General features: G+C 62.7%; 25 protein-coding genes. 14 read left to right on the plus strand and 11 right to left on the minus strand.

Features of this window, described 5'->3' with window-relative positions; translation table 11 throughout:
* Window positions 1-12 precede the first annotated feature (12 nt).
* From JY451_06305 to JY451_06330, 6 genes are all read left to right on the plus strand, one after another.
* Entirely contained in the window at window positions 13-318 is a 306-nt protein-coding gene (locus JY451_06305) for an RNA-binding S4 domain-containing protein (protein ID QZH76157.1), read from the plus strand.
* Window positions 315-653, plus strand: a complete 339-nt coding sequence (locus JY451_06310) for a ferredoxin family protein (GenBank protein ID QZH76158.1) — start codon at window positions 315-317, stop codon at window positions 651-653. Before JY451_06305 ends, JY451_06310 begins: the two co-directional genes overlap by 4 nt.
* Before the next feature lie 68 nt (window positions 654-721).
* Window positions 722-1,534 (plus strand): YihY/virulence factor BrkB family protein, encoded by an 813-nt coding sequence (locus JY451_06315; protein ID QZH76159.1) that lies wholly within the window; start codon window positions 722-724, stop codon window positions 1,532-1,534.
* 214 nt (window positions 1,535-1,748) lie between these two features.
* Entirely contained in the window at window positions 1,749-2,282 is a 534-nt protein-coding gene (locus JY451_06320; protein ID QZH76160.1) for a CarD family transcriptional regulator, read from the plus strand.
* 253 nt (window positions 2,283-2,535) lie between these two features.
* Window positions 2,536-3,234, plus strand: coding sequence for a DUF2807 domain-containing protein (locus JY451_06325; GenBank protein ID QZH76161.1), 699 nt, complete (start codon window positions 2,536-2,538; stop codon window positions 3,232-3,234).
* Between the two features lie 81 nt (window positions 3,235-3,315).
* The gene (locus JY451_06330) at window positions 3,316-3,651 is read left to right on the plus strand and encodes a hypothetical protein (GenBank protein ID QZH76162.1); all 336 of its coding nucleotides are present in this window, start codon (window positions 3,316-3,318) and stop codon (window positions 3,649-3,651) included.
* Here JY451_06330 and JY451_06335 read toward each other — a convergent pair.
* Entirely contained in the window at window positions 3,648-4,592 is a 945-nt protein-coding gene (locus JY451_06335; protein ID QZH76163.1) for a threonylcarbamoyl-AMP synthase, read from the minus strand. The two genes, JY451_06330 and JY451_06335, sit on opposite strands and share 4 nt — an antisense overlap.
* A gap of 26 nt (window positions 4,593-4,618) precedes the next feature.
* Between JY451_06335 and JY451_06340 the strand changes: the two genes are divergently transcribed.
* Window positions 4,619-5,443: an ATP-binding protein gene (locus tag JY451_06340; protein QZH76164.1), complete on the plus strand. Its 825-nt coding sequence runs from the start codon at window positions 4,619-4,621 to the stop codon at window positions 5,441-5,443.
* Between the two features lie 21 nt (window positions 5,444-5,464).
* On the opposite strand, the gene JY451_06345 is transcribed toward JY451_06340, so the two are convergent.
* Window positions 5,465-6,928, minus strand: coding sequence for a sorbosone dehydrogenase family protein (locus JY451_06345; protein QZH76165.1), 1,464 nt, complete (start codon window positions 6,926-6,928; stop codon window positions 5,465-5,467).
* Window positions 6,929-6,989: 61 nt separating this feature from the next.
* On the opposite strand from JY451_06345, the gene JY451_06350 reads away from it, so the two are divergent.
* Together JY451_06350 and JY451_06355 are read left to right on the plus strand one after the other, a co-directional pair.
* A complete protein-coding gene (locus tag JY451_06350; GenBank protein ID QZH76166.1) occupies window positions 6,990-7,472 on the plus strand; it encodes a GAF domain-containing protein in 483 nt (160 codons plus the stop codon).
* A 79-nt stretch (window positions 7,473-7,551) separates the two neighbouring features.
* Window positions 7,552-8,493 (plus strand): glycine zipper 2TM domain-containing protein, encoded by a 942-nt coding sequence (locus tag JY451_06355; protein ID QZH76167.1) that lies wholly within the window; start codon window positions 7,552-7,554, stop codon window positions 8,491-8,493.
* A gap of 66 nt (window positions 8,494-8,559) precedes the next feature.
* Here JY451_06355 and JY451_06360 read toward each other — a convergent pair whose 3' ends face one another.
* From JY451_06360 to JY451_06400, 9 genes are all read right to left on the minus strand, one after another.
* Complete coding sequence (locus JY451_06360; protein ID QZH76168.1) at window positions 8,560-9,537, minus strand: ParB/RepB/Spo0J family partition protein; 978 nt, start codon at window positions 9,535-9,537, stop codon at window positions 8,560-8,562.
* Window positions 9,534-10,310: a ParA family protein gene (locus JY451_06365; GenBank protein QZH76169.1), complete on the minus strand. Its 777-nt coding sequence runs from the start codon at window positions 10,308-10,310 to the stop codon at window positions 9,534-9,536. Before JY451_06365 ends, JY451_06360 begins: the two co-directional genes overlap by 4 nt.
* The gene (gene rsmG / locus JY451_06370) at window positions 10,307-10,933 is read right to left on the minus strand and encodes a 16S rRNA (guanine(527)-N(7))-methyltransferase RsmG (protein QZH76170.1); all 627 of its coding nucleotides are present in this window, start codon (window positions 10,931-10,933) and stop codon (window positions 10,307-10,309) included. The genes JY451_06365 and rsmG overlap by 4 nt, the downstream gene beginning before the upstream one ends.
* On the minus strand, window positions 10,930-12,783 hold the full coding sequence (mnmG, locus tag JY451_06375) for a tRNA uridine-5-carboxymethylaminomethyl(34) synthesis enzyme MnmG (protein ID QZH76171.1): 1,854 nt from the start codon (window positions 12,781-12,783) through the stop codon (window positions 10,930-10,932). The genes rsmG and mnmG overlap by 4 nt, the downstream gene beginning before the upstream one ends.
* Before the next feature lie 71 nt (window positions 12,784-12,854).
* Window positions 12,855-14,129 (minus strand): tRNA uridine-5-carboxymethylaminomethyl(34) synthesis GTPase MnmE, encoded by a 1,275-nt coding sequence (gene mnmE, locus JY451_06380; protein ID QZH76172.1) that lies wholly within the window; start codon window positions 14,127-14,129, stop codon window positions 12,855-12,857.
* A 9-nt stretch (window positions 14,130-14,138) separates the two neighbouring features.
* A complete protein-coding gene (locus JY451_06385) occupies window positions 14,139-14,411 on the minus strand; it encodes a hypothetical protein (protein QZH76173.1) in 273 nt (90 codons plus the stop codon).
* Between the two features lie 51 nt (window positions 14,412-14,462).
* Window positions 14,463-15,719 (minus strand): transcription termination factor Rho, encoded by a 1,257-nt coding sequence (rho, locus tag JY451_06390; GenBank protein QZH76174.1) that lies wholly within the window; start codon window positions 15,717-15,719, stop codon window positions 14,463-14,465.
* A gap of 169 nt (window positions 15,720-15,888) precedes the next feature.
* Window positions 15,889-16,332: a CopD family protein gene (locus JY451_06395; GenBank protein ID QZH76175.1), complete on the minus strand. Its 444-nt coding sequence runs from the start codon at window positions 16,330-16,332 to the stop codon at window positions 15,889-15,891.
* Window positions 16,333-16,370: 38 nt separating this feature from the next.
* Complete coding sequence (locus JY451_06400; GenBank protein ID QZH76176.1) at window positions 16,371-17,387, minus strand: uroporphyrinogen decarboxylase; 1,017 nt, start codon at window positions 17,385-17,387, stop codon at window positions 16,371-16,373.
* A 314-nt stretch (window positions 17,388-17,701) separates the two neighbouring features.
* Here JY451_06400 and JY451_06405 point away from each other — a divergent pair, with 314 nt between their 5' ends.
* Genes JY451_06405 through dnaQ form a run of 5 tightly spaced genes read left to right on the plus strand, consistent with a single transcriptional unit; the run spans window position 17,702 to window position 21,331 of the window.
* Entirely contained in the window at window positions 17,702-18,547 is an 846-nt protein-coding gene (locus tag JY451_06405) for a kinase/pyrophosphorylase (GenBank protein QZH76177.1), read from the plus strand.
* 24 nt (window positions 18,548-18,571) lie between these two features.
* Window positions 18,572-19,150 (plus strand): Maf family protein, encoded by a 579-nt coding sequence (locus JY451_06410; protein ID QZH76178.1) that lies wholly within the window; start codon window positions 18,572-18,574, stop codon window positions 19,148-19,150.
* Window positions 19,147-20,007, plus strand: coding sequence for a shikimate dehydrogenase (gene aroE, locus JY451_06415; GenBank protein ID QZH76179.1), 861 nt, complete (start codon window positions 19,147-19,149; stop codon window positions 20,005-20,007). Before JY451_06410 ends, aroE begins: the two co-directional genes overlap by 4 nt.
* A complete protein-coding gene (locus JY451_06420; protein QZH76180.1) occupies window positions 20,004-20,621 on the plus strand; it encodes a dephospho-CoA kinase in 618 nt (205 codons plus the stop codon). Before aroE ends, JY451_06420 begins: the two co-directional genes overlap by 4 nt.
* Before the next feature lie 23 nt (window positions 20,622-20,644).
* The gene (dnaQ, locus tag JY451_06425; GenBank protein ID QZH76181.1) at window positions 20,645-21,331 is read left to right on the plus strand and encodes a DNA polymerase III subunit epsilon; all 687 of its coding nucleotides are present in this window, start codon (window positions 20,645-20,647) and stop codon (window positions 21,329-21,331) included.
* Window positions 21,332-21,361 lie beyond the last annotated feature (30 nt).

The following is a 21,361-nucleotide window of genomic DNA, read 5'->3' on the forward strand; positions in this document are numbered from 1 at the left end:
CTCGCCCCGACAATGCGGATCGACCTGCTGCTGTGCCGCCTGCGCTTCGCCAAAAGCCGCTCGGTGGCGCAGCGCTGGATCGCCGAGGGGCATATGCGCTGCAACGGCGCGCGGGTCACGCGCAGTGGCTTGACGGTGGCCGCCGGTGATGTGCTCACTCTGCCGATGGGCCAGAGCGTCAAAGTGATTGCCGTAGATATGCTCCCCGAACGGCGTGGCCCCGCCAGCGAAGCGCGGTTGCATTATCGGGAACTTGACGCTGGCAATCCATTCGCCATAGGACCAGCAGACCAACAGAAGGGACTTTCGCCGCCATGACCTATGTCGTCACCGACGCCTGCATCAAATGCAAATATACCGATTGCGTCGAGGTCTGCCCGGTGGATTGCTTCTATGAAGGCGAGAACATGCTCGTCATCAACCCCAGCGAATGTATCGACTGCGGCGTCTGCGAGCCCGAATGCCCCGCCGAGGCGATTCTGCCCGATACCGAAGGCGGGCTGGAAAAGTGGCTGGAACTGAACACGAAGTTCTCCGCCGAATGGCCGAACATTACCGAGAAGAAAGAACCGCCTGCCGACGCCGACGAGCACAAGGGCGAAGAAGGGAAGTTCGAAGCCTATTTCTCCGAAGCGCCGGGTGAAGGCGACTGAGCTTCCCGCTTGCGATAGGTAATTCGAGAAATTTTTGAACCCTTGGCCTCCTGCCGCGTTGGCAGGCCATGGGCTTTACCGATGATCTGAAACGCGCCTGGACTGCGGGCGGGCGTGACAATATCTCGATTCTGGCAGCGGGGATTTCCTACTACGTTTTCCTCGCGATCGTCCCCCTGCTGGCCGCGGCAGTGCTGGGCTACGGGCTGGTGGCCGACCCCGAACTGGTGGCGCAGCATATCGCCGATTTGGCGCAAAGCCTGCCCGCCTCTGCTGCCGAACTGATCGGCGGGCAACTGGAAGCCGTGGTCGAAACGTCGGGCAGCACGAAGGGGCTTGGCCTTCTCCTCGCCCTCGCCCTCGCCCTTTTCGGCGCGCGCAACGCGGCGGCTTCGGCAGTAACGGCCATCGCCATGGCGTACGAGGACGAGGGACAACGCAGCTTCGTGCGCGCAAACCTCTTCGCGCTGGCGATCACGCTCGCGGGCCTCCTGGGCATGGGCCTTGTGGTCCTCGCGCTGGCAGCAACCGCAGCCCTGGCCGGGATCTTGCCCGAGCTATCCGGGTTGGGTCGCTTCATCGGCCAATTGGCGAGCTACCTTATCCTCGGTGCGGCAGGCACGGCGGGCATCGCGTTCCTTTACCGCAGGTCTCCACCGGCGATGCAGCCCGGCTGGCGGCAGGTCCTGCCCGGTGCCATCGTGTCCTCTGTCGCGATCATGGCGCTTACAGCCCTGTTCGGGTATTACGTTGCGAACTTCGGTAATTATAATGCGACTTACGGCTCGCTCGGCGCGGTTGTCGTCCTGCTTACCTGGCTCTACCTTTCCGCCTATGCAGTGCTGTTCGGAGCCGAAATTGCCGCAGTACGCGGGCGCTAGTGCTCCGACACGAGCTTGGTGTTTCGCGGGTAGAAATTGTGTCCCCAGTATGTTATATACTTGCCCAACTGTTCGCTCCGGGTCGGGCGACAGGCGGATAGAAAGGCAGGTTTCCGCATCCACCACCATCCTGGAATTGCGTTCTGCTGCCTGCCAGCGGAAGGTTATTCCTGTATTGTGACATGCGGCGATCTGCCCATTGAAAGGACTGTCTATGGCCGCGAATGCGACCGCCTTTGAAGTCGGCGATTACGTTGTTTATCCCAAGCACGGCGTTGGCCGTGTGATCGAACTGCAGAATGAAGAAATTGCCGGAATGCAGCTCGAATTGTATGTGCTGCGTTTCGAAAAGGAGCGGATGACGCTCCGCGTACCGACCAACAAGGTCGAAGCCATCGGGATGCGCAAGCTTTCCAGCGACAAGACGCTGAAGGAAGCGATGGAAACGCTGAAGGGCAAGCCGCGCGTCAAGCGGACCATGTGGAGCCGCCGCGCGCAGGAATACGAAGCCAAGATCAATTCGGGCGATCTCGTCTCGATTGCCGAGGTGACGCGTGACCTGTTCCGTCCCGAAGACCAGCCCGAGCAGAGCTATTCCGAACGGCAGATCTTCGAAGCCGCTTCCAGCCGCCTTGCGCGTGAACTGGCCGCGATGGAAAAGACCGACGAGCCGGCGGCGCTCAACAAGATTCTCGACGTGCTGAAAGAGCACGCGCCGCAGTATTACGATACGGCAGAGGACGCCTGACCCAGTCGTTCTGACCACCGTAACTGACCGAAAAGGGCCGTTCACCGGGGTGTGAGCGGCCCTTTTTCATGGGCTTCGGGGTTCTGCGAACTCCGAATCCGGCTCGACCAGCGACTTTGCTGAAACTCCAGCGTCTGTGTATTATTCCTACAATACACAGGAGGAGAATTCGATGCGAATAGGCTCGGTCTTTGGCAAACTCGGTCCCGTAATGGCGCTTGCAGCAGCCATTGGCCTCTCGGGCTGCGATGGCATGAATGTCAATTTCGGTGGCGCGGAAGGCGTTCCACTCGAGGAGCTCGACTTGGGAGGCGGCCCGCCTGCCGGCTTGGCGCTGGGCGGGCCGGACTCCGTGGTAATCACCACCGGCGATACATTTTCCGTCGCTGTCGAAGGCAGTGCAGCCGCAACCGAGCGCATGCGCTTCGTGCTCGACGAACACACTCTCGCCATCGGCCGCGAATCGGGAGACTGGGGCGACAGCGATGTGGCAACGGTCATCATCACGATGCCCGCACCGGACAGCATTGCCATCGGCGGATCAGGACGCGTGACCACTGACGGGCTCGCGAGCGATGCCGAACTTATCGTGGGCGGATCGGGCGAGGTGGTGGCCAGCGGAATCGATGGCGACAGACTCGAGGTGGTGCTCGGCGGCAGTGGCCGTGTGCGCGCTTCGGGGGCCGCAGAGAGGATGAATCTGACTATCGGCGGCAGCGGGACGGCGGATATGGCCGAATTGCAGGTCGGAGATGCTGAAGTGAATATCGGCGGCTCCGGCAATGCCACCTTTGCTTCGGATGGAACCGTCGAAGCCAATGTCGCCGGATCGGGAACGGTGCGGGTGCGCGGATCGGCTGAGTGCACGATCAATTCGGTCGGTTCGGGCAGCTTGATCTGTGAACCGGCGGGGCCTGCGGGCGACGCGGCGAGCGAAGGAGGGCCCGCCTAAATTCATTGCCCGCTCAGGCGCGCGGGTTCATGAAAGGGGTTGGCGGATTGTTCCGCCGGCCCCTTATCGCATGAGGTTGCCATGCCGCGTTCCGCTGTCCTGCTTGCACCGGCGCTCATATTCGCCCTTGGCGGCTGCGTTGCCAAGACGCTGGTCGATGTCGCAACCCTGCCGGTCCGCGGGGCGGTTCAGGCCGCCGACTGGGCCACCACCAGCCAGGATGAGCAGGACCGTGCCCGAGGCCGGGAAATCCGCCAACGCGAGGAACGACTCGGCGAATTGCAGGGCGATTACGAGGAAGCGGAGGATGAATGCGTTGGCGGCGATAATGAAGCCTGCCGCCGTGCGGTCGCCATCCGGCAGGAAATGGATGAACTGCTGCCTTCGATTCCTGTGGAGCCGGTTGAACCCGATTAAGAGGCCTCAGCGCGACGCAAGCGATCGTTGATCGCATCGCCCATGCCGTAGTGCGGGATGGGGGCGACGCAGATTATCGGACACGGTGATGCAGCCGCCTGGTGCAGGCAGTCATAGAGACGCGCCGCCGCTTCGGCGAGATCTCCATCCGCCGAAAGATTCACATCACCGGTCACGGCCCCGAAACCGATGACGAAACTATCCGGCAATGGTTCCCCGCAATCTAGGATCACCGGCTTGCCCGGCGAATAGTGCTTCGCCAGTTGTCCCGGCGCTTCGACAGTCGCGCCGCGCGACTTTTCCTCCGGGCCGAGCAGCAAGCCGAGTTCCTCATGTGACACTGGGCCGGGGCGCAGCATTTGCCAGCCGCCACCGGGACGCAACGCCACAATCGTGGATTCCAGCCCTTCGGTGCACGGTCCGCCGTCCACCACCGGCGGCGAATCGGCACCGAAGGAGGCCAGCACATGCGCGGGTCTGGTCGGGCTGACGGCGTAACTGCGATTGGCCGAAGGCGCGGCGAGCGGCACGCCGGTCTCAGCGAGTATGCGAGCAGCCACCGGATGCGCAGGCTGGCGCAGGGCGATGGTCGGCAGGCCGGCTGTGACTGCCCGGGCAATCCCGCCATCGGCGCGCGCCGGAAGCACCAGCGTGAGCGGGCCGGGCCAGTAGCGATCCGCCAGATCGAGGGCGCGCTGACCGAATTGCGCCAGCCTTTGCGCCATTTCCAGCGAGCCCACATGGACGATCAGCGGATTGAACTCCGGCCGCCCCTTGGCACGATAGATACGCGCCACAGCTTCGGCAGAGTCCGCGCGCGCGGCGAGGCCGTAAACCGTCTCGGTCGGGATCGCCACGAGTTGCCCCGCGCGGAGCAATGCCGCCGCTTCAGCCACGCCTTCCGCGTCGGGTGCCAGAATTCGAGGTTCCTTGCCGCTCATAGCGGCTGCCTATAATGACAGCATCGATGGAAGACCAAGCCCAACTGCTCGCACGGATTGCCGCTGCGCTCGAATCACTCGCACCTGAGCACCAGCAACAGCCGGACTGGCTCGCTGCTCCCGCCTATGTCTGGACGGGAGAAGGTGTGCGCGCCGTACCGCAAATCGAAGCCCCCGCGCTGGACCTGCTGCGCGGGATCGATCGGCAGAAGGCCAGCGTCGTGCAGAATGTCACGCGGCTGGCGGCGGGCGCAGCGGCGCATGACATGCTGCTGTGGGGCGCGCGCGGGATGGGCAAGTCGGCACTGCTGCGCTCCGCTGTCTCCTCAGCGCAGACGGCAGGCCGAAGCATCGCACTGGTCCAGGTGGGAACGGACGCCGTGGCGTCACTCCCCGCGCTGTTCGGCCAACTCAATGGAATCGAACGCAATTTCCTCGTCTTTATTGACGATCTGGGCTTTGCCGAGAGCGACGATGCCACCCCGCGCCATTTGCGCTCATGGCTCGACGGTGGGGTGGAAGCACGACCGGCCAATGTAAGGCTGGCAGTCACCTCCAACCGTCGCGCTATTCTACCGCGTAACGCGGCCGAGCAGGACGATCCGATCAACCCGCGAGATGCGGTGGACGACAATCTGGCATTGGCGGACCGCTTCGGCCTCTCGCTCGGCTTCCACAACGCCAGCCAGGACGACTATCTCGCCATGCTGCGCGGCTATGCCGGGGAATATGGGCTCGCGCTCGACGAGCACGAGGCGTTGGAGTGGGCCAAGCGGCGCGGCGCACGATCAGGCCGGATTGCCTGGCATTACATCACCGATCTTGCAGGCCGCGCGGGGCAGCGACTCTGACCGCCGCGCCCGCATGCAGGACTACATGATATCCTGCGGCGAAATGGCGCCTTCCTCGAAAGCCCGGGCGGGGTCGCCCTGCAATTGCCTGCGCGGCGGGAGGCGCTCGCCGGCGTTCCGCTGGATCGCTGCTGCACCATCAGCACCCGGAGCAGTCACCCGCCAGATGATATTGCCGGTATCGTCGCTCACCAGCAGCGCCCCGGTGCGATCCCATTCGACCCACGTCGGGCGGCCGAAGGTCTCGCCATCGCCGGTCAGGAAGCTTTGCAGCACATTGCGCGGCAGCCCCACCGGATTCCCGCGCGCGTCGAATTCCACGAAGACCACATCATAACCCGCCGCCGGAAAGCGATTCCACGATCCATGGCGGGCCACGAAGGCCCCCTGGCCGAACGCGCTGCCTAACCGCGAACCTTCCTCGGTGAACACGAGCCCCAGCGCTGCCGCGTGGGCACCCAGCGCATATTCGGGTTCCCGCGTATATTCGGTGAGGAAGCGCGGCATCGGCGCTTCGACCCGCTCGTCCAGAACATCGCCGTAGTAGACCCAGGGCCAACCGTAGTGCGCCCCGATCGGCACGTTGGACATGTAATCGGGCACCAGATCGCTTCCGAGCATGTCGCGTTCGTTCACCGTGGTCCACAGCTCGCCGGTCCACGGGTTCCACGCCATGCCGTTGGGATTGCGCAGTCCCGCGCCGAACAGCCGCATCGAGCCGGTTTCGAGATTGATTTCGTGGATCGCTGCGCGGCCTTCCTCAATCTCCATCCCGCTTTCGCCGATGTTGGATGCAGAGCCTACCGCAACATAGAGCCGGGTGCCGTCTTCCGAGAGAATTATGTTGCGCATCCAGTGGTTGCCCGCTGCGGGCAGGTCGACGATCTTTTCTGGTTCCGCGGTGACGGCATTGCCGCCCAGCGCATAGTCGAAGCGCAACACCTCATTGTGATTGGCAATATAGAGATTGTCGTCGAACCAGGCGATTCCGGAAGGCGAATCGAGATCGGCCTCACGGAGCACGTGTTGCTCTTCGGCGCGACCGTCTTCATCGGCATCGCGCAGCAGCACCAGTTGGTTGGGCGAAGGCACCGCCGCACCGGCTTCGGCGAACAGGAACCCGGCAACAAGATTGGTCAGCCAGCCGCCTGCCAGTGGGCGTTCGGGTGCGTTGGTAAGTGTAACCAGCACATCGCCGTTGGGAAGTGTGTAGATCACCCGCGGATGCTCCAGCCCTTCGGCGAAGCGGTTGACTTCCAGCCCCTCGGCGGGTGTCGGCGCACCATCCTCACCCCAGCCGATCGGCTTGGCGATGCTGACGGTCGGAATAAGCTGTTCGTCCGGCTCGGCCAGTACCGGATCGGTGCCGCTGGTTTCCTCGAGGGTATATTGCGAGGGAACGGGGCGAGTCAGCCACCACAGAATGGCTCCGCCAACAACCAGCAGGACCAGCAGGGCGATAAGGATCTTCTTGAGAGTGCGCATGGCATGACGATAAGCGAGGGCAAGCCTTGCGGCAATCCATTCGCGCACTAAGTCTTGGGCGATGTACGACTTTGCCCCGGGTGCCGATGCGCCCAAAACCGAACTCTACGCCGCGCTGCTTGAGGCGGCCGATGCGTTGACGGCGGGTGAACCCGACGCCGTGGCCAATATGGCCAATGTCGCGGCGCTGCTTGGCGACTTCCTGCAGGACTGCAACTGGACCGGGTTCTACAGGATGGTCGATGGCGAACTGGTGCTCGGCCCCTTCGCAGGCCGCCCCGCCTGCATCCGCATCCCGCTCGGTGTGGGCGTCTGCGGCGCGGCTGCGGTGAGCGGGGAGACCCAGCTGGTGGAGGATGTCCATGCTTTCCCAGGCCATATCGCCTGCGACGCGCGTAGCCGTTCCGAACTGGTCGTGCCGGTACTGCGCGATGGCAAGGTCATCGCAGTGATCGACCTGGACAGCCCCACCCTCGCCCGTTTCGATGCCGAGGATCGCACCGGGATCGAGGCCCTTGCGGCACTGCTTGCCAGCCGCATCTAGCGCGATCTTTGCCCCGTAACGGGACAGCAATATCGGCCCGCTTGGTTTTCCGCGCCTTTGCTTGGTAAATATGGAGTTAATGGGCGTCCGCCCGCTCTGTATGAGGGAAATCACCCCGATGTCGATCCGCTCTGCCCTTCTGCTCGCCGGCTCCGCCGTGCTCGCAGCGTCGGTTCCTGCTGCCGCGCAGGACGATCGCTATCATGGCGTCGCCGATCCACTGCCGCCGCTGGAAGTGCATCAAGGCGAATATGACGGCGAATGGCAGGGCGAATGGACGCAAGACGAAAGCTGGCGCGGCGAATGGGATGGCACCTATACTGATGATGAGGGTCGCACCACCGGTGTCGATTATCGCGGGGAATGGACCGGGTATGGTGATTACGACACGTGGGGATATCGCGACGGACGCCATGATCGTGATAGCCATCATCGGCGCCATCGAGGCAGGCATCACCGTGATGAAGGCCCGCGCCTTGCCTATTCCGCTGCCGAGCGGGACCAGTGGCTGATGGATTGCCAGTACCTCATGGCCGACGGTGGCGGATATTATGAGGACGAGCGCGATGAGGACGGCAGGCTGATTGGCGGCTTGCTTGGTGCGGTGCTCGGCGGCGTCGCGGGCAACCGGATTGCCGATGGCGACCGGCTGTTGGGCACGGTGGTCGGCGCGGGGCTTGGCGGACTGGCCGGAGCAGCAATCGGCTCGGTGCTCGATGGCGACGGGGACGGCGAACTCAGCCGCAACGAGATCTGGGCCGCGCGCTATTGCGACGCCTATCTGCGCCGCCACGAGTTGGGCGGAGGCGAATTCGCGCAGGCGCAACAGGTAGTGATGGTGCCGGTGGCGGCCAGCTCGCGGCGAGGACATCGCCGCGGCGACGATTGCCGCACTTGCCGCGAAGTGGTGACCGAGGAATGGGTTGAGGTAGAACAGGCGGTGTCGCGTCCCACTCCGCGCCCGCGTCCCCAACCCCGCCCTGCACCCCGCCCGCGCGGCAAGCTGACGCCTACGGACTGAGGTTGATTTAAACATCCCCAAATTTGCGCCGAGCAACTTCCTGCGCGGCGTCTATTTAGCGGGAAATCAAATTCCACCACCAGTAAGTCTCTGGCAAATAAGGTCTAATTGATCGAGGGTGCGGAACCGCACGGTGACCGAACCGGTCCGCGGATCTTCATCTGTCACAATCTTCACCGGCAGGCCGAGAAACTCCTCGAGGTGGTTCTCCACCGCCGCGATATCCGCGTCCTGCGCCGGATCGCGGGAAGGCCGGGCCTGCCTGCGTGCAGGCGATTCGCCACCGTTACGGCTCTTGCGCGCCAACTTCTCGACTTCGCGGACCGAGAGTCCCTGGGCAACAGCCTGCTTGGCGATCTCCTCGGCGTTCTCCAGCCCGATGAGCGCGCGCCCATGGCCCATGTCGAGCTTGCCCACTTCGAGCAGGTCCAGCACTCCTCCCGGCAGCGAGAGTAATCGCAGCAGATTGGCGACGTGGCTGCGCGATTTTTCCACCATTGCGCCGATTTCGGCTTGGGTCATATCCTCGAACTGGGCCAACCGCTGGTACGCGCGGGCTTCCTCGATGGGATTGAGGTCTTCGCGCTGGATATTCTCGATCAGCGCGAGCGCCATGACCTCCCGATCATCCAGATCGCGTATGATCGCCGGGATTTCGTGGATTTGTGCCTTCTGTGAGGCACGCCAGCGGCGCTCCCCCGCAACCAGCTGATACTTGCCACGCGGCTGCGGACGGACAATCACCGGCTGGATTACGCCCCTGCTGGCGATAGAAGCAGCCAGCTCGGCCAGCGCCTCTTCATCGAAGTGGCGCCGTGGCTGGTCGGGGTGCGGTTCGATATCGGCGACGGCCAACATTGCCAGGCCATCGGTGCGGATCACGCCACCGTTCGCGACCTCTTGGCCACCCGGGCTCGATGGAGGACGCTGGGTTACCAGCGGCTCCTCGCGCCGCGCATCTCCCATCAGCGCACCCAGTCCGCGTCCCAGCTTGCGCCGTGGCGGATGGGCCTGCGCAGGCGTATCCATATCGTTTTCGCTCATGCTGCCACCTTCTGTGCCGGGAGCCGTCCGATCAGTTCACGCGCCAAGGCCATATATGCGCGACTTCCGGTGCACGAATGATCGTAAACCAGTGCCGGAAGACCGTGACTTGGCGCTTCGGACAAGCGCACGTTGCGCGGGATCACCGCCTCGAAGACCAGATTGCCGAGACATTCGCGGACATCGTCCGCCACTTGATCGGTCAATCGGTTGCGGCGATCGAACATCGTCAAGGCAATGCCAACGATTCCAAGATCGGGGTTAAAGCGCTGCTGCACCTGCTCGACAGTTTGTAGCAACTGACTGAGGCCCTCTAGGGCGAAAAATTCACATTGCAGCGGCACCAACAAGGTATCAGACGCGCAGAGCGCATTCAGGGTCAAGAGGCCAAGCGAGGGAGGACAATCGATGAAACAGATATCATGCCCGGTGTGGCGGGCGAAGGCATCGCGCAGCCGGTGAGTGCGATTCTCTACTCCCACCAGTTCGATTTCCGCGCCACTGAGGTCGACAGTGGCCGGAACAAGATCGAGGCCGGGAATGGTCGTTCGCATGATGCAATCGGCCAGTGGAGCCTGATCGACCAATACATCATAGCTAGAAAGGTCACGATCGGCGGCGCGAATGCCGATGCCGGTCGATGCGTTCCCCTGGGGGTCCAGGTCTGCCAGCAGTGTCCGCCAGCCGCTCGCGGCCATGGCGGTGGCGATATTGATCGCCGTGGTGGTCTTGCCCACACCGCCCTTCTGGTTAGCTATGGCAACGACGATCATGGTAGCGGTGGCCTCCCTGTGCCGACAAGAACGCCCGCTTCGGGATCCGTCCGGGATTGTTCCACGTGGAACATGTTTCGGACGTTCGCGGGCTGCTCAGCCAGTTCTTGCGCGCCCGACCGCCCTTTCGGCAACACCCAGCGGGTAGAGTGTGTGGAAAACCGGGCGGATAAGTTCAGCAGCTTGCCCAATGGCGCGAAGGCCCGCGCAGTGATTACCGAAGCGTTGTGGCTATCCACATTTTCGAGACGAGAACCGTAAACGGTACAGCGAACGAGGTCGAATCGGACCCTGATTCCCTCCAGCCAATCGATCCGTTTTCTCCGCGATTCAACCAAGCCCATCGAAATTTCCGGTCGGGCGAGCGCAATCACCAGTCCGGGCATGCCTGCACCCGAACCAAGATCCAGCCATCGACAAGTTTCACGTGGAACGTGGTCAAGCAGCTGGAGACTGTCAGCCAGATGCCGCTGCCACACCGAATCGAGGCTCGCTGCCGACACAAGATTCTGCCTTGCATTCTCTTCCGCCAACAGCGCCGCAAATTGCTCCAGCCGCGCCATCGCGGCATCATCGCACCGCCCCGCACAAAATGCACGAGCCGCTTCTTCGCTATCGATCATGCCACCCGATTACGGCGTTTCGCATGGACCAGCAATGCCGCAAGCGCCGCCGGAGTTATTCCTCGCACTCGTCCAGCTGCGGCGAGGTTGCGCGGGCGGGCCGTAGACAGGCGCTCGACCATCTCGTTCGATAGCCCCGGGACCTCCGAAAAGGGGAACCCCTCTCCCAAGACCAAGGCCTCACTATTGCGTAAATCACGCAATTCAGCATCTTGCCGCTGGAGATAGGGCGCATAGACGGCATCCTCCGCCAGTTCCCCGGCCAGCTCGGAGGTGGGGTCATATACCGGATCGAGCCAGGGCAAGAGGCTCTCCATAGAGAGCTCGGGAAAAGTCAGCCATTCACGCAGAGGTTTGCGCCCGGCATCGCGCTTGATCGCTAGCCCAGCATCCGCCAGCTCTCCTGCCGCTACTGCCTGATCGAGCACGTCGTTCCACGAGGATCGCTCCTCCTCCCGTCGAGCGAACCAATCCTGCCGCTCGGCACCCAAACAACCTGAATCTGCGGCCAATGGCGTTAGCCGCGTCGTGGCATTGTTAGCCCGCAGTCGCAGCCGGTACTCAGCTCGCGCGGTAAGCATCCGGTATGGTTCGCTGACCCCATGAAGGGTGAGATCGTCGATCATCACCGCCATATAGCTGTTGGCACGATCTAGGGCGGGTGGAGCCCGCTCCAGAATGTTACAAGCCGCGTGCATACCCGCCATCAGACCCTGTGCGGCCGCTTCCTCATAGCCGGTCGTGCCGTTGACCTGCCCGGCACAGTAGAGGCCTGGCATCGCACTGAGCTGGAGATCCGGGCCAAGCGCGCGCGGATCGATATGATCATACTCGACCGCATAGCCGGGCACTTCCATTACAACGTGCTCCAACCCCTCCATCGAGTGCAGCACTGCAAGTTGCACGTCGATCGGAAGCGAAGTGCTTATGCCGTTTGGGTATACCAGATGTGTGTCGAGGCCTTCGGGCTCGAGGAAGACCTGATGGCCGTCGCGGTCCGCAAAACGGTGGATCTTGTCCTCGATCGACGGGCAATAGCGCGGACCTGCCGCTCCGATGGCGCCGGTAAACAGCGGTGAGCGGTAAAGGTTTGCGGCGATGATGTCGTGCGCTCGGGGGTTCGTGCGGGTAATGGCGCAAAAAACCTGGGGATTTGCGCGTCGCGGGGTGAGCGGCGACATCGTCCAGGGTTCGCTATCGGAGGGTTGCTCCTCCAATCGCGCCCAGTCAATCGTACGCCCGTCGAGCCGTGGTGGCGTGCCCGTCTTGAGCCGTGCCATCGGCAATTCTGCGGAGCGGAGCTGAACCGCCAGCTTCTGCGCAGAGTTCTCGCCAATCCGCCCGCCCTCAAATCGCTCCTCGCCTCTGAACAACGTGCCGCCAAGGAACGTGCCCGTGCAAAGGACAACCGAGCGCCCCGCGATCTCACTCCCGTCGCTCAGGCGGAGGCCGACGATTCGGCCTCCCTCGCTGAGCAGCTCGGAGGCCTCGGCCTCGATAATCAACAGATTGTCCTGCTGCGCCAGCATCGCCTGCACCGAGGCCCGAAACAACCGGCGATCGGCTTGCACGCGCGGCCCCTGCACCGCGCTGCCCTTGGAGCGATTGAGCATCCGGTAATGAATTGCGGCCGCATCCGCCGCGCGGCCAATCAACCCGTCAAAAGCGTCGACCTCGCGTACAAGATGGCCCTTGCCAAGGCCGCCGATCGCCGGGTTACAGCTCATCGCTCCGAGCTTGCTTGCATCGAATGTTATCAGCCCGGTGCGCGCGCCCATCCGCGCTGCAACAGCCGCTGCCTCGCATCCGGCATGACCGCCGCCAACAACGATGACATCAAACATCTCCATCACCCGTCACTAACGCCGGGATCTATGCGGGTCAAAACCGATTGTGCTGAACGTTGTTCCACGTGGAACAGTCACTTGCCGATGCAGAATCGCCCGAACAACGCGTCAAGCACGTCCTCCGTTGACGCGCGCCCTGTCAGTCCATCGAAGGCAACTCGCGTCAGGCGAAGGCTTTCGGCAACGAGCAGCGGATCGGTAGCCAGTGCCGCCGTTGCAAGTCCGGCAAGCCCTTCCTCAAGCCGTACTCGCTGGCGTGCGTTGATTGCCGCAGTACCCGGTTTGGGCATAGCCGCCTGCGCCGCGTTGAGCAGCGCATCACGAAGGTCTGAAAGGCCTTCGCCAGTAAGTGCTGAAACGCCAAAGTCGGACCGATGTTTTGCGACATGGTCTTGACGGTCACATTGCGCGTCAATTTCCCAGGCACCAGCGGGCCCCTTCCCTTCCGGTCCAAGCCACAAGACAAGGTCTGCCCGACTAACCTCCTCCCCCGCCCGCGCAATTCCGATGGCCTCGATCCGGTCTTCTCCCGGCGCGCGCAGTCCGGCCATGTCGACGAAGGTGAAAGGTATGCCAGCAAGCGCAACCGACTGGGTCAGCACGTCCCGCGTAGTGCCCGGTATGTCTGCGGTTATCGCAGCCTCGCTGCCGGTCAAGGCGTTGAACAAAGTCGATTTCCCCGCATTCGGGGGGCCGGCAAGAGCAACCCGAAAGCCTTCCCTCAATACCTCCGCATGGGGTGCTGCGAGCGCCTCCCGCAGTTCCCTCGCCAGCGCAGACAGTTCCAGCGCAAAGTGCTGCGGAAGGCCGGAAACATCACCTTCGTCGTCGAAGTCTAGCACAGCTTCGACCTGTGCCGAGAGCACCAGGACCCGTTCCCGCCAGCCTTCCACCTGCCGTGAAAGCGCACCGCTGGCCATCGAAATGGCGCTGCGCCGCTGGATCTCGGTTTCGGCAGAGAGGAGGTCGGCCAAACCCTCAGCTTCGGCCAGATCGATCCGACCGTTGGCAAAGGCGCGGCGAGTAAACTCGCCCGGTTCCGCGCGTCTGCACCCCGGCACTTTACCCAGCGCCCGCTCGACCGCAGCAATGACCGCACGACCTCCATGGCAATGGAATTCCGCCAGGTCCTCACCGCTCACCGAATGCGGGCCGGGAAAGAACAGCACCAACCCGTCGTCGAGCAAGTCGCCGGCTGCGTCATGAAAGTTGGCCCGCGTAGCCCTGCGCGGCGGCGGGACCATGCCAGCAACCAGGGAAAGGGCTGACTGAACTTGCGGCCCGGTCATGCGAATCACCCCTATCCCGGCAGGCGGTGCGCCGCTAGATAGGGCAAATATTGTAATCATTACAACAGGTTAATCGGCATCACCAGTCTTCTCCGACGGCGCGGCGCCGCCTGTCATATTCCGGCTCGCCCCTTCGACGAAACTTTGGAACATTTTTAGCCCCATTTGCCCCATCGGCGCCAGCTGCTGCGCATATTGCTCGAGCTGCTCGGTGTTCGAAACGCCCTGCATCGCCTTCGCAATTGTATCGACATAGATTGCATTGGCCTGCTCGACATTAGGCAGTCCCATGAATTGCCGCGCCTCTTCAGGAGTGCAGTCGATCTCGATATGGACTTTCATGGCAGGCGTCCCTTCTCTCTCATCCGGCAAGCTGCCCGCCAGGGCAGGCGACTACTGGTTCATCGTCGCGAAGAAATCTTCGTTGGTCTTGGAATCCTTCATCTTGTCGAGCAGGAATTCCATCGAATCGATCGTGCCCATCTGCATCAGGATGCGGCGCAGGACCCACATCTTGCTGAGCTGCGCCTGATCGACCAGCAGTTCTTCCTTGCGGGTGCCGGACTTGCCGACATCGAGCGCCGGGAAGATGCGCTTGTCGGCCACCTTGCGATCAAGCACGATTTCGCTGTTGCCGGTGCCTTTGAACTCTTCGAAAATCACTTCGTCCATGCGGCTGCCGGTGTCGATGAGCGCAGTGGCGATGATCGAGAGCGAGCCGCCTTCCTCGATATTGCGCGCCGCGCCGAAGAAGCGCTTGGGCCGCTGGAGCGCATTGGCATCGACACCGCCGGTCAGCACCTTGCCCGATGACGGGACGACAGTGTTATACGCGCGGCCAAGACGGGTGATCGAATCGAGAAGGATCACCACGTCGCGCTTGTGTTCGACCAGCCGCTTGGCTTTTTCAATAACCATTTCAGCGACTTGTACGTGGCGCGAAGCTGGTTCGTCAAAGGTGGAGGAAATCACTTCACCCTTCACACTCCGCTGCATGTCAGTGACTTCTTCCGGCCGCTCGTCCACCAGCAGCACCAGCAGGATCACTTCGGGATGGTTATCGGTGATGGCCTTCGCGATGTTCTGCAACAGAACCGTCTTGCCGGTCCGTGGCGGGGCGACGATCAGCGCGCGCTGGCCCTTGCCCTGCGGGCTGATGAGATCGATCACGCGCGCCGACTTGTCCTTGACCGTCGGGTCCTTGGTGTCGAGATTCAGTCGCTCATCGGGGTATAGCGGGGTGAGGTTGTCGAAATTGGTGCGGTGGCGGACGGCTTCAGGATCGTCGTAATTCACCTTGAGCAGCTTGGTCAGGGCAAAATAGCGTTCGCCATCGCGCGGGGCACGGATCTCGCCTTCGACGGTGTCACCAGTACGTAGGCCCATTTTACGGACCTGGTTGGGCGAAACGTAGATATCGTCCGGTCCGGCCAGGTAATTGGCTTCAGGCGAGCGGAGGAATCCGAAGCCGTCCTGAAGCACTTCGATGGTGCCGATGCCGAGGATTTCCTCGCCATCCTCGGCCACTTCCTTAAGGATCGCGAACATCAGGTCCTGGCGGCGCATGGTGCTGGCGCCTTCGACGCCCATTTCCTCGGCCATCGAGACCAATTCTGCCGGCGTCCGCTGTTTCAGTTCTTTCAAATGCATGATGGTATTTCCGTCTTGGTTGGGATGCCGGCGGGCCGATTGGGCTTGGAGAAAGCAGACCCGGTCGCCTGTGAAGCGCGACCTCTAGCCGGTGATGCAACCGCAATATGGCACGGCCCCACCGCGGTCAATTCTCGATTTACAGCTGCCCGATGATTCCGGCGGGCACTCAGAACGGTTTGACGATAGCCAGCACGACAATCAGCGCCGCAGCCACGCCGGGGACTTCGTTCAGCAGCCGCATCTGCTTGCCCGACAGCGACGGTTCGCCGCGCGCCAACTTCTTCGCATAGGCCGAGAGATATCCGTGGTAGCCGGACAGGGCCAACACCAGAAGCAGCTTCAGATGGAACCAGCCGCCCATCGGCACCAGCCGGGTGCCCAGCAATGACAGGCCCAGCACCCAGACGACGATGATCGAAGGCAGCAGGATGATCTTGAGCAGCTTCTGTTCGCGATCGGCATAGCGCGCAGCTTCTTCCGATCCGGCGGGCGCTTCCTGGTGATAGACGAACAGCCGGGGGAGCATGAACAGCCCGGCCATCCAGAAAATCACGAAGATGATGTGCCCCGCCTTGAGCCAGAGATAGATCGGCGCGAGAAATTCCTGCATCGCTGTCCTCTATCCAGCTTCCGCCGCGCCGTCACCCACTAACCGCGCAGCACCGCCAGCAATTGCTCGACGTGGGCGATCGGAGTTTCCTTGTCGATCCCGTGGCCCAGATTGAACACATGCGGACGGTCGGCAAAGGCATGGCAGATCTTGCCCACCTGCGCGTCCAGACCTTCCCCGCCTGCCAACAGCAACATCGGATCGAGATTGCCCTGCACGGGCATTCCGCCGGGCAACTGGGCGGTGATCCAGTGCGGATCGATGGTTTCGTCCACTCCCACCGCATCCACGCCGGTTTCGCGGGCATAGGCGGGCAGCTTGGCACCCGAACCTTTCGGGAAGCCGATGACCGGAACCCCCGGTCGCGCTTCGTGGATGGCAGCAGCAAGCCGCGCGTTGGGGGCGATGACCCAGCGTTCGAACTGGTCGGGGCTGAGCGAACCCGCCCAGCTGTCGAACAATTGCACCGCTTCTGCGCCCGCATCGATCTGGCCGAGCAGATAGGTGAGACTTGCCGCTTCGATCGCATCGATCAGCGACTGGAAAGCTGCAGGATCGCGATAGGCGAGCGAGCGCGCCGCGTGGTGATCTTTCGACCCCTGCCCCGCCACCATATATGTCGCCACCGTCCACGGCGACCCGATGAAACCGAGCATTGTCACATCGTCCGAAAGCTGAGCCTTGGTCAGCGCCACTGTGCGCCAGACCGGCTCGAAATGCCGCGGTGCCGCTTCCAGCGCCTGCCATGCCCCGTCCACCAGCGGCGGCGCGAGGCGCGGGCCTTCCCCGGCTTCGAACCACAGATCCTGCCCCAGCGCGTGCGGCACGATCAGGATATCCGAAAACAGGATCGCCCCATCAAAACCGAAGCGATTGATAGGCTGCAGGGTGATCTCTGCCGCTGCCTCGCTGTCATAGACCAGTTCGAGGAATCCGCCCTTTTCCGCCCGCAACGCGCGGTACTCCGGCAGGTAGCGCCCAGCCTGCCGCATCAGCCACACGGGGCGCTTTTCGGTTCGTGTACCACACAGGTTTTCGAGAAGGAGTCCGGGCATCCTGAGAGAGTCCAATCCAATAAATAATTATTATATATAAGGATTCAGTAGATAGTTGGGCCTGTGGATTGCGGGGATTACCGGTCTTCGCCGGACTCCTCCCGCGCCGATCGGCGATGCGGCAGGCATCGACTCGTTGTCTTTGCGCGTCAAGCAATGCTTGTCCCCGTTACCCACAGGCTGGGCAAAAGTGCTACAGCCTGCGCATGAAGCTGCGCGCGCAATGGCCGGTAGCGGGGGTACAATTCCATCCATAGCTTGTCCGCCATTCCCTCCCGTGGTTTATGCGGCCAACTGTCCACAGGGCGCATCACTTGACTTCACTCCACCTTCACCTGCTGTCAGACTCCACCGGCGAGACGCTGGAAATGATCGCCAAGGCCGCGCTCGCGCAGTTCGAGGACAGTGACGTGACGCGGCACTTCTGGCCGATGGTCCGCTCGCGCCAGCATCTCGAACGGATCGTCGATGAATTCAAGGCCAAGCCGGGACTGGTGCTCTATACGCTAGTAAATCTGGATATTCGTGAGCAGTTGGAGGAGCGGTGTCGCGCGTTGGGGCTGAAACACGTTGATGCGCTCGATGCCATCACCGTGGCTCTGGAAGAACGGCTGGGCCAGGAAGCCAAGGGTCGCCCCGGCCGGCAACACGCGATGGACGAAGCCTATTTCGCCCGTGTCGATGCGATCCAGTTTACCATCGCCCACGATGACGGGATCGGCTGGGAGAACTGGGAAGAGGCGGACCTGCTGCTCGCAGGCGTATCACGCACATCCAAGACGCCGACGAGCATCTACCTCGCCAATCGCGGCTTCAAGACGGCAAATATCCCCCTGGTGGTGGAAAGCCCGCCGCCCGATCTGCTGTTCCGGCTACGCAGGCCGATGGTGGTTGGTCTTACCACCGCGCCTGATCGCCTGATCCAGATTCGCCGCAACCGGCTACTGTCGCTTAACGAGAATACCGAAACCTCCTACGTCGATGAGGAGCGGGTTAAGAACGAACTGGCTTTTGCCCGCCGCATGTTCGCCGATAATGGCTGGCCGGTGATCGATGTGACGCGCCGCTCGATCGAGGAGACCGCCGCCGCAGTGATCAAGCTGTACCAGGAGCGCGCGGGTCGCGATCAGGCGATGCCGCCCGGGATCAAACCGATATGAGTTGGCCGATATGATCGCAATGCTATGATAGTCTTGGCGTCCAAATCGGCGTCGCGCCGCACCATGCTGACGGCGGCGGGGGTGGACTTTACCGTTGTTCCCGCTGCGCTCGACGAACGCGCGCTTGAAGCGGAGCTTGGGGCTGTGCCGCCCGCGCATGTCGCGCTCGCGCTGGCCGAAGCCAAGGCGCTTTCGGTTGATGGCCAGGGGCAATCGGTGCTGGGCAGCGATTCGGTGGTTTCGGTTGACGGCATGCGCTTCGACAAGCCCGCCAGCCGGGCGCAGGCCGCCGAGCACCTGCGCTTCTTCTCCGGCCGGACGATGGAACTGCACTCGGCCGCCGCGATCGCAACCGGCGGGCAGTTGCGCTGGAGCGAAGTTGCGCACGCCCGGCTCAAGGTGCGCCTACTGTCGGAAGATTTCATCACCCGCTACCTCGCTGCCGAATGGCCCGAGGTCAGCCAATGCGTCGGGGTGTTCCGGATCGAAGCGCTGGGGGTGCAATTGTTCGATCATATCGAAGGCGACCACTTCACCGTGCTGGGAATGCCGCTGCTCCCGGTGCTCGGCGCATTGCGCGAATTGGGTGAATTGCCGTCATGACGCCCCCCTATGCCGAAGTGATCGGCGATCCCATCGCCCAGTCGAAATCACCCGCGATTCACTCCTACTGGCTGGAAAAGCTGGGCCTCGATGCCGAATACCGCGCCTGCCATGTCACGCCGGATGGCCTTGCCGATTACGTGGCCAATCGCCGCAACGATCCCGACTGGCGCGGGTGCAATGTCACCATGCCGCACAAGCAGGCGGTGATTCCTTTGCTCGACCGGATGGAGATCGGTGCCGAACTGGTAGGTGCGGTCAACACGATTACCCGGCGCCACAATGGGGGCCTGATCGGCACCAATACCGATGTCGAAGGCTTCCTCGAACCCCTGCGCCCCCTGCTGGCGCAGCAGCACTATTTCCGCATGGCGCGAGTGATCGGCACCGGCGGTGCGGCGCGGGCGGTGGTGGCGGCGCTGGCCGAGCATGGCTTCACGCTGGTGCTGGCGGGACGCGACACGGCCAAGGCGAGGGCGATCCTTGAAGAAATCGATCCAGAGGGCGAGCACCACACCGCGCCGCTGGTCTATTTTGCGCAGCCGACCGATTTCGCTTTCGATGATCGGGAAGGCTGCTGCGATCTTATCGTCAATGCCAGTCCGCTGGGGATGGCGGGGCAGCCGCCACTCGATTTCGACTTCAGCCATGTGCCCCCGGGAAGCGTGGTCTACGATATTGTCACCCACCCGCTGGAAACCCCGCTGCTGGCCGAAGCGAAGGCCAAGGGCCTGCGCACTATCGACGGGCTTGCGATGTTGATCGGTCAGGCTGCCGTGGCTTTCGAACGTTTCTTCGGCCAGCCACCCCCGCGCGATGACGGGGACCTAGACTTGCGCGAATTGCTCACCCGATGAGCAATGCCAGCGAAAAGCGCCCGCTGATCCTCGGCCTCACCGGCTCGATCGGCATGGGCAAGAGCACTGTCGCGACGATGTTCGAGCAGCTTGGCGTACCGGTGTTCGATGCCGATGCGCAGGTGCGGGCCATGCAGGGGCCGGGCGGGGCCTTGGTGCCGCAGATCGAGGCAGCCTTTCCCGGCTCAACCGGAGCGGAAGGCGTCAATCGCGGTACGTTGGGCGCGATGGTATTCGGTGACCGCGACCAGCTCGCCCGCCTTGAATCGATCGTCCATCCCGAAGTTGGCAGGGCGCGGCGCAATTTCCTCTGGCGGCATTACCAGGCCCCGCTGGTGGTATTCGATATTCCCCTGCTGTTCGAAAAGGGCGGGCTGGCCGATGTCGATCAGGTGCTTGTCGTTTCCGCGCCTGCCGATGTCCAACGCGCCCGCGTGCTGGCGCGGGAAGGGATGACCGCAGAGAAATTCGCCCAGATCCTCGCGCTGCAATTGCCCGACGATGCGAAGCGGGCGCGCGCCGATCATGTGATCAATACCGGCACAACTTTGGAAGAAACGCAGGCAGCGGTCGAAACGCTGGTGGACAAGCTTGCCCCCGGCTTGCGCGGCTAGAGCCTTACGGCAATAGTCCCGCCATGCGCGAAATCATCTTCGATACCGAAACTACCGGCCTCGATCCCGCCACGGGTGACCGGATGGTGGAAATCGGCTGCATCGAAATGGTCAACCGCGTGGCGACCGGGGCGACTTTCCACGCCTATTTCAATCCCGAGCGCGACATGCCGGTGGAAGCCGAGCGGGTCCATGGCCTGTCCGCCACATTCCTCGCCGACAAGCCATGCTTCCGCGAACGGGCTGCTGAATTGCTCGATTTCATCGGTGATTCGCCGTTGGTGGCGCACAATGCGCAGTTCGATTTCGGCTTCCTCAATGCCGAACTGACCGCATGCGGACTGGAGGTGGTCGATCTTGAACGGATGATCGATACCCTCGCCATTGCGCGTCGCCGCCATCCCGGCGCCAAGCATTCGCTCGATGCGCTGTGCAGCCGCTACGGAGTCGACCGCTCGCACCGCGTCCTGCACGGAGCACTGCTCGACGCGGAACTGCTGGCGCAGGTCTATGTCGAACTGACCGGCGGGCGGCAGATCGGCTTGCAGCTGGCGGTGGACAATACCGTTGAGAAGGCAGTAGAAAATGCTGTGTTCCGCCTCCGTCTAGGCGAATATCGTGCCCCTCGTCCGCACCTGCCAAGTGCGGAAGAACTTGCACGCCACGCTGCTTTCCTCAAAACTATGGAATCTCCCCTCTGGACCTCGTGAGCACGGCTCACCACATGGGTTCCACAGGAC

Source organism: Erythrobacter sp. (assembly GCA_019739335.1).
GTDB lineage: Bacteria > Pseudomonadota > Alphaproteobacteria > Sphingomonadales > Sphingomonadaceae > Alteraurantiacibacter.